General features: G+C 48.2%; 12 protein-coding genes. 11 read left to right on the top strand and 1 reads right to left on the bottom strand.

All coding sequences use genetic code 11. The features are described 5' to 3' along the window. Nucleotides 1-235 precede the first annotated feature (235 nt). The 8 genes from PCH01S_RS14080 to PCH01S_RS14045 all read left to right on the top strand — a co-directional run bounded on the left by PCH01S_RS14080 (nucleotide 236) and on the right by PCH01S_RS14045 (nucleotide 7404). Complete coding sequence (locus tag PCH01S_RS14080) at nucleotides 236-2326, top strand: methyl-accepting chemotaxis protein (RefSeq protein WP_084706600.1); 2091 nt, start codon at nucleotides 236-238, stop codon at nucleotides 2324-2326. Between the two features lie 218 nt (nucleotides 2327-2544). After that, nucleotides 2545-3276 carry a metallophosphoesterase family protein gene (locus PCH01S_RS14075; RefSeq protein ID WP_042230281.1) on the top strand — a complete coding sequence of 244 codons (732 nt, stop codon included), beginning with the start codon at nucleotides 2545-2547 and terminating at the stop codon, nucleotides 3274-3276. A gap of 19 nt (nucleotides 3277-3295) precedes the next feature. Continuing rightward, on the top strand, nucleotides 3296-3826 hold the full coding sequence (locus PCH01S_RS14070) for an HXXEE domain-containing protein (RefSeq protein ID WP_042230280.1): 531 nt from the start codon (nucleotides 3296-3298) through the stop codon (nucleotides 3824-3826). A 71-nt stretch (nucleotides 3827-3897) separates the two neighbouring features. After that, on the top strand, nucleotides 3898-4248 hold the full coding sequence (locus PCH01S_RS14065) for a VOC family protein (protein ID WP_042230277.1): 351 nt from the start codon (nucleotides 3898-3900) through the stop codon (nucleotides 4246-4248). Between the two features lie 70 nt (nucleotides 4249-4318). After that, on the top strand, nucleotides 4319-5059 hold the full coding sequence (locus PCH01S_RS14060) for a YdcF family protein (RefSeq protein ID WP_042230276.1): 741 nt from the start codon (nucleotides 4319-4321) through the stop codon (nucleotides 5057-5059). Between the two features lie 43 nt (nucleotides 5060-5102). Continuing rightward, the gene (locus PCH01S_RS14055; RefSeq protein WP_042230275.1) at nucleotides 5103-5459 is read left to right on the top strand and encodes a glyoxalase superfamily protein; all 357 of its coding nucleotides are present in this window, start codon (nucleotides 5103-5105) and stop codon (nucleotides 5457-5459) included. A gap of 103 nt (nucleotides 5460-5562) precedes the next feature. Beyond that, a complete protein-coding gene (locus PCH01S_RS14050; protein WP_042230272.1) occupies nucleotides 5563-6642 on the top strand; it encodes a DUF418 domain-containing protein in 1080 nt (359 codons plus the stop codon). A gap of 84 nt (nucleotides 6643-6726) precedes the next feature. After that, a complete protein-coding gene (locus PCH01S_RS14045) occupies nucleotides 6727-7404 on the top strand; it encodes a cysteine hydrolase family protein (RefSeq protein ID WP_042230270.1) in 678 nt (225 codons plus the stop codon). Nucleotides 7405-7487: 83 nt separating this feature from the next. On the opposite strand, the gene PCH01S_RS14040 is transcribed toward PCH01S_RS14045, so the two are convergent. Further along, nucleotides 7488-8684, bottom strand: a complete 1197-nt coding sequence (locus PCH01S_RS14040; protein ID WP_129112530.1) for a DUF5780 domain-containing protein — start codon at nucleotides 8682-8684, stop codon at nucleotides 7488-7490. Between the two features lie 376 nt (nucleotides 8685-9060). Between PCH01S_RS14040 and PCH01S_RS14035 the strand changes: the two genes are divergently transcribed. The 3 genes from PCH01S_RS14035 (at nucleotide 9061) to PCH01S_RS14025 (ending at nucleotide 13164) form a co-directional block, all read left to right on the top strand. Further along, entirely contained in the window at nucleotides 9061-9642 is a 582-nt protein-coding gene (locus PCH01S_RS14035; protein ID WP_042230267.1) for a DJ-1/PfpI family protein, read from the top strand. A gap of 146 nt (nucleotides 9643-9788) precedes the next feature. Beyond that, entirely contained in the window at nucleotides 9789-10508 is a 720-nt protein-coding gene (locus tag PCH01S_RS14030; RefSeq protein WP_042230265.1) for a stalk domain-containing protein, read from the top strand. A 439-nt stretch (nucleotides 10509-10947) separates the two neighbouring features. After that, complete coding sequence (locus PCH01S_RS14025; protein ID WP_042230263.1) at nucleotides 10948-13164, top strand: NPCBM/NEW2 domain-containing protein; 2217 nt, start codon at nucleotides 10948-10950, stop codon at nucleotides 13162-13164. Nucleotides 13165-13187: the final 23 nt, after the last annotated feature.

Genomic DNA, 13187 nt, shown 5'->3' with positions numbered 1-13187 from the left:
TTGGATAAGGGGACAGGTTTCATCAAATGCGGCCAAAAATTAAAAAATATCCCCCAACTCAAAACAACCACTCCGCGGAGAGGTTGTTTCTTTTGACCTACAAAAAATGGTTCTTGAGAAACAAATTCCTTTAAATGATTGTCGAATTAAGTAAATTTAATATTAACTTTTTGTCTGTTTTTGTCGATGAAATAGGTATCTATTTGGCATACGCCGCTATATGAGGGGGAGCATGATGTTAAAAAGCAAGACAAAACGGATACGAGGCATATTCGGAAAAATCAATCTAACCGGCTTATTCGCCAAGATCATGCTGATATCGGTTGCTTGTATGACCATTCCGATGTTAATCGCGTTGTGGTATGCAAGCAGCACATCGGCCGATTCGCTTGAAGGTGAAGCGAGGAAGTCCATGACGAACATCGTTTCGGAGAAGGTGAACCAGATGGATCTGGCCTTCACCAACTTATCGTTAAGTTCTTCGATGATTGCGAACAATCCTTTTTTGGTCAACACATTCAAGGAAATTAAGAAAACCGGCAATCCGAAATCGGAAAACGCCGCCACGGCATCCGCTTATCTCGGCAAGCTCATCACGGACGCGAACGGCTTGTACGAAAATATTTATGCCGCGTACAACAGCGCGATCGTATCGGACGGCATCGGCGGACAATCCGTCGGTATGGATATCGGCGTGGCCGATCTCGACAAGTCTCTCCTGGAAGGGATGAAGAAAGGTCCCGTCTTGTTCGGCCCCGTTCAATCTCCCGTAACCGGAGGACCGATTATGGCGCTGCTGTCGCACATTCCGGACGGTAGTACCGATGCGATGCCTTCCATCGTAGGGACGGCGGTTGATCTGACCAAGTTGTCGGCGAATATCGTCCGGTCCACGGAGGAGGGCAACGTTAAGACGTTTATGATCAATGCGGCAGGAGTTCTCGTCGCTTCCGAAGACGGCAAAGAAGTGTTGAAGTACGATATGACCAAAGCGGAAGGAGACGTACCCGCTTTTTTCAAGGAGGTAAGCGCGAACAAGAAGGGAGTCGGGTATTTCACGCTGAACGGTCAGCAGCAAATCGCTTCCTACGCTAAATCGTCCCTGCAGGATATGTTCGTTATTTCCTTCAAGCCGGTCGATGAGTATATGCAAGATGTTACGGCCCTGAAAAAAGGTCTGGTCATCGTCATCATCGGCAGTATTCTCGTGTTTGCGGCCATTCTCGTGCTGCTTTCGTACCGGATTACGACGCCGATTAAAGTGGCGACCGGGCACTTGAAAGTCATCGCGGGCGGAGACTTTTCGCATCCGGTTCCGCAGAAATTTATGAAGTCCAAGGATGAGACGGGCGTTTTGATGCAGTCCATGCATACGATGCAGGCCTCGATCAGCGATACGATCCGCACCGTTGTGGAAGAGTCGGATAAACTCGGCAGTTCGGTAACGGCGGTGAGCAGCCATTTGACGGATCTCAACGGCCAAATCCAGAACGTATCCGGCACGACGCAGCAAATGGCCGCCGCCATGGAAGAAACGGCCGCATCGACGGAAGAAATGAACCATTCGTCCTCGAGCATCCGCCAGTCCGTCGACCGGATCGCGGACAAAGCGAAACAAGGCGAAGAGGCTTCGAAAGAAGTCAGCAAGCGGGCGGAAGATTTGCGCGAAACCGCGGTCGCATCGTCCGAGCGGGCCGTCGAAATCGGCCGGCAAATGCGGGAGAGCCTGGAGAGCGCCATCGAGCAGTCCAGAGCCGTCGAGCAGATCCAGGTACTGGCGAACTCCATTCTGGAGATTACGGCTCAAACCAATCTCCTGGCCCTGAACGCCAATATCGAGGCGGCGAGAGCAGGGGAGGCGGGCAGAGGCTTTGCCGTTGTGGCTGGAGAAATCCGCAAGCTGGCCGAGGTATCCGGACACTCCGCGAACAAAATTCGCGAAGTCGTTCAAATCGTCACCTCTTCGGTGCAGAATTTGAAGGCAAACTCCGAAAGCATGCTCACCTTTATTGATACGACCGTCATCAACGATTACAACGCGATGGTCGAAACGGGCCAGCAGTACTACCAGGACGCGGAATTTTACGAAAAATTGCTGGGCGACTTCAACGTGACCGCGCATGAGCTGAGCCGGGCGATCGAGGATATGGCGCTCATGATCAACGAAATTTCGATTGCCAACAACGAGTCTGCTGCCGGAACGGGAAGTATTTCGGATCAAGCGAGCGTTGCGATGGACAGTTCGGACAAAGTGCTGAACATCGTGGAAGGAACACGGGAAAGCGCCGAGCAGTTGAAGCAAACGATTGCCAATTTCAAAATATGACGGGAGGGCCCGAATAGCCCTCCGCATCACAACCGCACAACTGCCTGAACGAAGAGACTGCGACGAGCCATCATTGCAGTCTTTTTTTCGTCTATTTCGTCTAAGGAGTGAAGATTGTTTGGGAAGGAAAAGAAGGAAGCCGCTTCGGGCGGATCGAAAGTAAATACGACCCAATACAGAGAGCAGGTTAACCTGCCGGACTTACGGAGGACAAACGTGTGGATAAAATAGCGATCCTGTCAGACATTCACGGAAACATACCGGCGCTGGAAGCCGTGCTGGAGGATATCCGGCGCAAAGACATCTCGAGAATTTTTTGCCTGGGCGACCTGATTGGCAAAGGACCGCATGCCGACCAGGCGGTCGATCTGATTCGGAAACACTGCGAAGAGGTCGTCAGCGGGAACTGGGACGATTTCATCACCCGGGAAACGGAGATCGAGGATCTGAAGTGGCATCAGAACGTGCTCGGGAAAGAACGGCTGGAATACTTGGCGGGACTGCCTTTTTCGCTCGAATTTTATATGAGCGGCAAATACGTCCGGCTGTTCCACGCTTCGCCCCGCAGCCTGTACGAGCGCGTGCAGCCGTGGGACGAGCCGGAGAAACGGCTTTCTCTCTTCGAATCGTCGGAAAAATGCCGGGAGCGGATTCCCGCAGATATCGTCGGTTATGGCGATATACATAACGCGTATCTCCAGCATTTGTACGGCAAAGTGCTGTTCAATGTAGGAAGCGTCGGAAATCCGCTCGATCTGACCCAGGCGTCCTACGTCGTTCTGGAGGGCAGCATCGATTGCCGGACGACGGCCCCTCTTGAAATCCGGTTCGTAAGAGTTCCTTACGATATCGAGCGCTCGGTCAGCCAGGCCGTGGAGTCGGGCATGCCGGCGCTGGATGCTTATATCAAGGAGCTTCGTACCGCGAGATACCGGGGAATCAAAGACTAGAATAGACGGGGAGGAACCTATGCTCTTCGATGATTACTTCTCGCTGAACGCGGTCGTCTGGCTGTTCCTCGCGGCGTTTATGATCCACGATTTCGAAGAAATCATTTTTGTGGAGCCCTGGATGAACAGAAACTACGAGAGGCTCCGGCCGCTAATCCCGGGACCGGGACAAAAATTGTTCAAGGACATGTCGAACGTGAAATCCTCGCAGTTTGCCGTGGCCGTGTTTGTTGAATTTATTCTTTTTGTCCCGGTTACGTATTTGGCGGCCGAGAGGGAGATTTGGGCCTTGTTTATCGGGTTCAATGCGCTTCTGTTCGTACATGTATTTACCCATCTGGGACAGTCGATCCTGCTGAGATCCTACACACCGGGTGTGGTGACCGCCGTCGCCATAAGCCTGCCCTACTCGGTTTATTTGTTTTACAGACTGCTCCGGGACGGAGCGGCAACTTGGCAGGACCTGCTGACCTATGCGCCGCTGGGGCTGCTTTTGCTGCCGGTCGTGCTGGCCGGGCATAAGCTCGGAAAAAAAGTCGTGCCGGATTAAGAGCGGGAATACGGCTTCAAGTAAACTGCCGCCATCTCAAATCAATGCCGGATCGAATAGGAGGAACGAAAATGAAAAGTCCTATCCAAAATAAGATTCTGACCGTGTTTATCCCGGTAAGCGATATTGAACAAGCGGCGAGCTGGTACTGTAAAATACTAGGCCTTCCTGCGGACGGCGAAGTGCTGTTCGGCCACCTGTATATTCTGCCGATGCAGGGGGCGGGAATTGTGCTCGACAGTAAAATCTACTCGCCGGAGACGGTATTTAAAGCGCCGGTGGTCCAGTTTGCCACAGACGATATCGAACAGTCCTATGCCTACATGAAAAGCCTTGGCGTCCGGCTGGTCACGGGAATCGAGAACGGGCACTGGTTTAACTTTACGGACCCGGACGGGAATCTGCTTATGGTATGCAAGTAAACGTTACCGGTACAGATTTCGTCCGGAAAATCGCCGGTTATCGGCGGGGAAGATTGAGGAGAACCGTGACATGAAGAGATGGTCTGGAATCAGGAAAGCGAAAGTGGCGGACGTGTTGTTGGTTCTGACATTTTTAAGCTCTCCTTTTTTGTTTAGAGGACGGTTCGGGATGATGCTTTTTGGCATCGCAGTCGTTCTTCTCCTGATAATCAGGAGGATTGATTTTAGCAAGCGTGTGAGGCTGCGAAAAACGCTGTGGGCGGGTTCGCTGCTGATCGCCCTTTCTTTTGCGGTCGTGGAATCGTTCGTGCTCTCTCAAATGGGCGCCGACGAAGCCGGAACCTCGGGAGCGGACACCGTCGTTATATTGGGATCGGGCCTGAAAGGATACGAAGTGTCGCTTACGCTTCAGCAGAGACTGGATGCGGGGTTCGCTTACGTTTCCGGGAAGAAGGACATCACCGTGGTCGTTTCGGGCGGTCAAGGCCCGGGCGAGAATGTGCCGGAAGCGGTGGCTATGAGGGACTACCTGGTGAAGAAGGGAATCGCGGAGAACCGGATTCTTCTCGAAAGCAGATCGACAAGCACCCTTGAGAATTTGAGATTTACCAAAGCCGTTTTGAAAGAAAAGGGCATCAACGATCCGAAAATCCTCATTGTCACAAGCGACTATCACATGTACCGGGCCAAGCTGCTGGCGAAACGGGAAGGTTATGAGGCGTACGGCCTTTCGAGCCCGTCACCGGCGCATCTCAAACCGATTAATATGATCCGGGAATACTTCGCCATGATCAAGACATGGGTAAGTTGATTCGGGGAAAGGAGGCGAATAACACTGCGGAGGTGCCAACGAAATGACCTTAACGGGAATCACCCCTATTTTGCGCATATTCGATGAAAAGAAAGCCAAACAATTTTATGTGGAGTTTCTGGAGTTCACGCTGGATTGGGAACACCGCTTCGAGCCCGGCATGCCTTTGTACATGCAGATTTCCCGGGATGAAATCGTTCTTCACCTCAGCGAGCATTATGGAGATTGCAGCCCCGGTGCGGCGCTCCGGATTGCGGTTTCCGGCGTAGAAGATTTGCAGAAGACGCTGATCGGCAAACATTATCCCTACGCCAGGCCGGGAATCGAACGTACGCCTTGGGAAACAAAAGAATGCACGGTAACCGACCCTTTCGGGAATAAACTAATTTTCTTCGAATAAGTGAAAAGGCAGCGCATAAAAAAACGTCCGGTTGCAGACCGGTCTTTTTTCGGTTATTATTTTACTTACCGGTAGGTAAAATTTTAACCTGGAGGATTTTATTATGGTGGTCGCGAAAAAAGAAGCGCGAGTTTCCGGGCTGGATTTGGCCCGGGCTTTATCCATCTTCGGGATGATTGTGGTGAACTACAAAATCGCGATGATGGCGGACGGAAGCGGACCCTCGTGGCTGGCCGGATTCGCCGGCTTGTTCGAGGGGAGAGCCTCCGCGGTATTTGTCGTGCTGGCGGGGATCGGCATTTCCCTCATGACCCGCAAAGCCCGGCGGGGTGACGAGCCCGAGCTGGCAAAGCAGAAACTCGTCCTCCGCAAAAGGTCGGCGTATCTGCTTGCGCTCGGACTGTTTCTGCTGGCATTGGGGTGGACGGCGGATATTTTGCACTACTATGCCTTGTTTTTGTTTGCGGCATCATTTCTGATCCGTTCATCCAACCGCTTCCTTACGGGTGCGGCCGTTATCGCCGTTTTGGCGGGTCAATGCGCACAGCTTGCGCTGAATTATGGGGCGGGCTGGGATGCCGCTTTTCATTCCTACACCGATTTTTGGACGGTCGGCGGCTTTATCCGGAATCTGTTCTTTAACGGGTTCCATCCCGCGCTTCCCTGGTTTGCTTTTTTTCTGACCGGGATGCTGATCGGCCGTCTGGACCTTACCGATCCGTCTGTGCGCGCCAAGCGGGTGACCGTCTCCCTGATCGTGTTCGCCGCATGCGAACTGATCTCACGGCTCGCCATGAAACTGAGCTCTGCTGCCGTTGGAGATGCGGGGGGACGCTATCTTTTTGAGACGAAGCCTATGCCGCCGAATTTGCTCTATATGATTTCCGCGACGAGCACGGCCGTGCTGGTAATCTTTGCGTGCATCTACGTGATGGAAAAATTGCCGGGACGGCGTATGCTCACGGCTCTTGTCCATACCGGACAAATGGCGCTGAGCCACTATATTTTGCACGTCGTTGCAGGCCTTGGTCTTCTGGAGGCGCTTGGGATGCTGGAAAACGGCTCCCTGCCTTTCTCCGTCGCATATTCGATCGGTTATTTTGCCGCTGCGGTCGGGGCGAGTCTTCTTTGGAGACGCAAATTTACAAGAGGGCCGCTGGAAGCCTTGATGAGAAAGCTGTAAGCGTGCGTAGAAGGGACTTTTTGTTAGACGAAGGCCGGAAGCGAATGTATAATTGTGGAAAAAGGGTTCGGGGGACGAGTAGGAATGAATACGTATATTCAGCCGAATTTGGTAACAGCCGCGTTGTTGACGATCGACACGCAAAACGATTTCAGCCTGTCCGGCGCTCCGGCCGAAATCCCGGGTACGAGCGAGGTGCTGCCCGTCATGGGCCGCCTTCTCGAACAATGCCGGGCCCACGGCATCCCGGTTATCCACGTGATCCGGATTTACGAACGGGACGGCTCGAATGCGGATCTGTGCCGCAAAGCAATGATCGAGGCCGGGGCGGCTATCGCAGCGCCGGGGACTTGGGGCGCGGATCTCGCGGATGCGATAAAACCGCCCCATGCGGAGGAGCTGCGGTTCGAGGCGCTGCTCGGCGGAGAGATCCAGGCGATCGGTGAGCGGGAGTGGGTCATATACAAATCCCGCTGGGGAGCTTTTTATAACACGCAATTGGAAGATTTCCTAAAAGAGCGGGGCATCGACACCCTTATTTTCACGGGCTGTAATTTTCCGAACTGCCCCAGGACGAGCATGTACGAGGCAAGCGAGCGCGACTTTAAAGCGATTATGGTGGAAGATGCCATTTCCGGCGTGTACGAGAAGGGGAAGGAGGAAATCCGGAATATCGGAATTTCGATTTATGATTCGGCTTCCTTAATCAAGGACATGAATCAAGCTTTCGCACAAAGTCAGGGCCTTCCGGCGAGTCGTTGAACATTCGAACTAAAGTAAAAAAAACAGGGCCATCCTTCCGTAGATGGCCCTTCAACTTGAAATTATTTTCCTACATAATGAATTCAATGAAGAGGTTTTTCTTTATTCTCATCTAACCAGTATTCATAATAAGGATTGGTCCATTTGGTCCCGTCATAATACTCGACTTCTTTTACGGCGGCCAGTACCGTTTTTATGCCATGGCCCTCCCTAATTTTCCAGCCCCTGTTTTTTCCGTACGTTCCTTTGGGAATAATATTCACGCTTTCTGCCGATCCGATAAATTCAAATGATGCGGAACCGCCGTAATAGAATTCAATTTTTACCGGGAATCCGTTGGAATCATATCCGAGCATGGACACACTCATGCTTTTTACAGTCTTGTCCGTGTTGTTGCGAACAACGACTTGAATCATATCGGGATACAGAGCCTTATACTCGGTGGATTGAATAACGATGTTTGCATGGTCTGCTGAAACCTCTTGGGATGATTTGGTTTCTTCGATTTTCTTTTTTCTTTCCTCGGCTTTCTTTGCTTCATTTAGTTTTTGAAAACTTGACTTTTTTGCGATCATGTCGGAATCGTTGGGCGCTACAACCAAGGCATCGCTTAAAATACCGATCGCTTTATCGTAATCTTGGCTGTCCGAGAACTGCTCCGCATCTTTTAAGGCGGCGGTTTTGTATTCCGTCGTGTGGGTGGAAATCAATTCCTGGGCCTGCGCATAATTTTGATCTTCCTTAATCACCTTTTTTAATTCCGCGATGGCATCCTTAACATTTTTATTGGCAAGATATTCTTGTCCTTTTTTAAAAGAAGTCCGGGATTCGTTTAATTGGTTCACATTGTTCACGGCGGCTTCTACGGACGGTTTCAGTACCTCCAATTTTTTTAAAGTTTCTAATGAAGCGATTGCCTGCTGATGCTCCAGTTTATTGTTTTTAAACTCCTCTTGAATGCGAGTTACTTCGTCCGTAATGAATGCGTCTGCTTTCTTTTCTTTCTCGGCATCGCCCTTGATATTTTGATTATAAACGGAGGTTGCTTCTGAAACTTGATTTCCTTGAACGGCACGTTTGAATTTTGTCATCGGGTTGTTGAGGATGATAATGGTTACGGCTACCCCGATGAGCAGGAGCGAGGCCAAACTTCCCCCAATCCAAAACTTCTTCCGTTTATCCGGCTTTGTGCTGTCAGATGAAAGCTTCGAACCACATTTTTTACAAAATAAACTGTCCTCTTCTAATGTTTCATTTCCACATTTGCTGCACTTGAACAATTGAACTCCTCCTAGATAAATATGGGTAATAATACCACGTAAGCAGATAGTAGGTCTATAGAATTATTAATTTAACAAAAGGTAGTTCTATAGACCTTATATGAGATAAATGATGTATGAACTTTAACAAATAAGATACAAACCATTCATTAGACGAACAGTAAAAACGATTGTATAATTGTGGAAAATAGGAAATAAAAAGCAGAATCAGCACCTGTATTGGCGTACGGTGATTGAAGCTTGCGGAAGACTGCTTTTAAAAGAAGAAAACATTCGATCTTAAATATTTAAATGCTGAATTGTTCCGGTAAACTTGCATGAAACAAGTAACGGACCCGCTAAGCTCAAATGAATTTTTCCGTGTGGAGGTTTAGGAATGAAAATCGCATTTATCGTGTTTGACGGAATCACTTTTCTGGATTTTATCGGCTTTTACGATGTGGTCAACCGGCTTCATCTGTTCGATAAAACGAAAGGAACGACATGGGATATTTGCGCGCTTGCGCCGGAGGTAAAGGACGAGCAGGGTTTGACGATTCGTGCCGGCAAAATAAAACCGGATTTGTCGGAATATGACCTGCTGTTTGTTCCGGGCGGCCTGGGGACGAGAAAGCTCAGGTTCCAAACGGAGTTCGTGGATTGGCTGAGGCAGGGACTGGAAGTCAAACACGTGGTTTCGGTGTGCACGGGTTCGCTTTTGCTCGGGGCGGCCGGGTTTCTGGAGAACCGGAAAGCAACCACGCATCCGAAAGCTTATGAGCTGCTGGAACCGTACTGCAAGGAAGTGGTCCGGACCAGGATCGTCAAGGACGGCCATGTCGTCACGGGCGGAGGGGTATCGGCTTCCATTGATATAGGTCTCTATGTGGTCGAAATGCTCGCCGGGCGGGAAGCTGCGGATCAGGTGAAGGAACAGATCGATTACCCATACGAGCGAATCGGAATGATAGAGGTTTAAGAAGGTGCTTTTTAAAGACCAGTTTTAGACAATTTAATTTACATTTTTGTTAATAATAGACAAAGTTAGTGTGCTACACTTATTTCTGGATTGTTTTAAGGAAATGGTTACTCATTTCAGAAAACCAAGGAGAAGGAGAACAGAGGATGAAAAAGAAGTACATGGCTCTATTGGGCGCATGCGGATTAGCCGCCGTGTTGGGGGCGACAAGTTATGCCGCCGGCGGAGTGGAGAAAATCGAAGCTTATCTGAACCCGGATATCAAGATTACGCTCAACAATGAAGCCTGGACCGCGAAAAACGGGGAAGGGAAAGCGCTGGCTCCGGTCATTATCGACGGCACTTCCTACGTTCCGGCCAAAGCGGTCGTGGAGGCGATGGGTGGACAAGTGCAGTGGAACAATGATACGAAAACGATCGCGATCACATCTGTTCCCGGAAAAGAAGCTCCTGTGTTTACACCGCAATCCGGCGAGACGGACAGAGACAAGCAGATCGCGCAAAAAATTGCCGAGATCAAAGAGAAACTGAAGCTGGGTCTGACCCGGGAAGAAGTGGCGGCGCGGCTCCAAGTAAAACTTGAAAATGCCACTGACAACGGAGATGTTGAAAACGGCAGCGATTCTTTTTCGAAAGTTGATTATTTCAAAGAGGCCGGATACGAGCGTCCCGAGGGAACTCCGGACCACGTAATCGATTACGAAGGCTTGAACAACAAAAAGGTCGGAGCGAGTTTATTTATCGGCTGGAAAAACGATAAGCTGCACTTTTATTCCATCTCCTACGTGAACCCGGCCGATAAGAAGGTACATTTATTTGTGGTGGGTCTGGACGGGACATCGGAAGACAGTCCTGCCGCCAACTAAAAGAGCCCGGCAAGCTCCGCAGGTTGTAGAGGACTACCGTTATGCGTAATCACATCCCGCACTTGAAGGCGCAGTCGGTATCCATAGATAAAAAGGAAGTTCTTACTCTGTAACATGTAGATGGTATAAGAAAGGATGAGTCATGTAAAAGGGATTTCCCCTTATGCGTGGTGCTCATCCTCTTTTGTTTATAATGATTCCAACATTTGTATCTCTGAAAGAAACCCACAGCTTATGTTGTGAGTCTTTTTTATTTTTCAAAGAAGAATAAAGATGGTGTTGAAGAAATAGAGATAAATGGTGTTATTTTACAAATGGTAAAAAGTGGAATGAAATAGTGTCCTATTAGTCTGAAAGTTATTTAATACATACCAAGATGGATATGCCGGCATTTAAATGCTAGCTATGCATAAATTTAATTTATTTTAGGAGGGAATTGATGAGAAAACTTAAGAAGTCACTTCAGATTTTATCTCTAATGGCGGTAACGGCAGCAACAGTTGTAGTACCTGTCTCGCCACCTAGGGTACTGGCCCAAACGTCAGAGACAGCCATCACACAGCAAAGTAATCTTGTTGTTCAGCGAAATTTTGAAGTGAAAGCCCTTGGAGATATATGGGCGGAAGGCGAGCGAGAGCGTAGAGCGAAGGGGTACGCAGATGCTCGAAAAATATTTCAGCCAACTGGTTTATATGCAAAAGCCAATGAACAAATTGAGATTGAAGTCTCGGGTGATAAACCAATTACAGCGATTATTGGGACACATCGTCATGATAAAGAGTGGGCGATCAGGTATCCATTAAAAGCAGGTAAAAACACAATTTCCTCACCAAATGGCGGTTTATTGTCTTTTGATAACAGCAACAATGAGGGGAGTATTCAAGTAAATGTAGTGAGTGGGGGAAGTCCTGTTCCATTCTTTGTATTAGGCAAGAATACAAAAGCGGATTGGCAGGCAATGATGAGTGCTTATCCTAATGCACCTTCTGTTGTTCTTCAATCAGAAAAAGCCCTCTTAGTCTTTACGTATGCTTCTGCTCAAAACCATATCTTGAATCAAGACCCGGTTCCTGTTTTACAGACTTATGATACGCTTATTGGAGCACAGGATAAAATTTCGGGACTATCAAATTCTGATTCTGATCCTAGACATCATTTAGATAAACATTTGATTGGCTTTATTGAATCACCACTTGACACAGGATCGTATTATGCAATGGCAACTTGGGATGGGGCGATTATGCCTACAAGGAGTGAAGCAAATGCGGATGCTTTAAACCTTACAAGAATGGGTTGGGGGCAGTATCATGAGGCAGGTCATTTGAGACAACAAGAACCTTGGACTTGGGGTGAGATGAGTGAGGTGACGGTAAATCTATATTCTATAGCCGCTAAGAAGGCTCTTAAACCTACTGAGCCTGCAAGGTCCCAAGGCGAGTATTTAACTGCTTTCACGTTTGTAGATCAGCCAACCAAAAATTTTACAGACTCTAATTCAAAATTAGAAATGTTGTGGCAACTTAATCTTGCTTTTGGGGATAACTTCTACCCAGAGTTACATCGATTATATCGTGAGATGGCAAAAACTGATCTGCCAACCACAGATGATCAGAAAAAACAGGCATTTATTCTAAACACTTCAAAAGTAGCTCACTATAACTTGACACCTTTCTTTGATAAATGGGGTTTACCTGCAACAAATGAAACAAAAAATAAGATTAATTCATTAAGTTTACCTCTTCTAACTGCACCAATTTGGTTTGGGTCAGAGTATAACATCATTAAACCAACTGATGGAGTGGATAAGGTAAAAGGTATTGGGGGTATCATTGCGGCAACAACAAATAGCCAAGAGACTTCAGGTGAAAATAATGCGGCAGCATATGCATTTGACGGAAATACAAATACTTTGTGGCACAGCGAATGGAGTAAACCCAATCAGTTTCCTTACAACATTACAGCAAAGTACCTAAATCCCTCAACATTCTTCAAACTAACCTATCTGCCACGACAAACTCAAGAAAATGGCATTATTACAAAATATAGAATCCTAACTAGTCTTGATGGGGTATCCTTCACTGAGGTTGCCACAGGCACTTGGGCAAAAGATAAAACAGAGAAGACAGTAACTTTCCCACCTACTCTTGCTAAATATGTTCGGCTTGAAGTACCTCAAGGTGGCGGAACAAATGGTTTTGCATCTGCAAGTGAAATTAAAATCTTTGAAACAGCGCAACCTGTTACAACGTATCTCAGCGATATTGATTGGTTTTCTGCCACAATAGGTTGGGGAACAATCCGAAAAGATCGTAGTGTTGATGGAAATACACTTAAGTTAAATGACAAGGCCTATACAAAAGGTCTGGGCACACATGCTAACAGTGAAATTGTCTACAAATTGGATGGGAAGTACACATCCTTTGCCGCGCTAGTTGGGGTAGATAGTGAGGTAGGTTCTGTAAGTACAGTGGAGTTCCAAGTTCTTGTAGACAATCAAGTTGTATTCTCTAGCGGTAAAATGAATAAAACTACAGAGGCAAAAGAGGTAAACGTTAATCTTTCCGGAAAGAATGAGCTAAAACTTAAAGTAACAGATGGTGGAGATGGTATTGATAGTGACCATGCCGATTGGGTAAATGCTCGTCTTATCAAATAGTATGGTAAGGTTAAAGCACGTCA

Origin of the sequence: Paenibacillus chitinolyticus NBRC 15660, assembly GCF_000739915.1 — a bacterium.
GTDB classification, from domain to species: Bacteria; Bacillota; Bacilli; order Paenibacillales; family NBRC-103111; genus Paenibacillus_F; species Paenibacillus_F chitinolyticus.
This window is presented reverse-complemented; position numbering and strand designations above follow the sequence as displayed.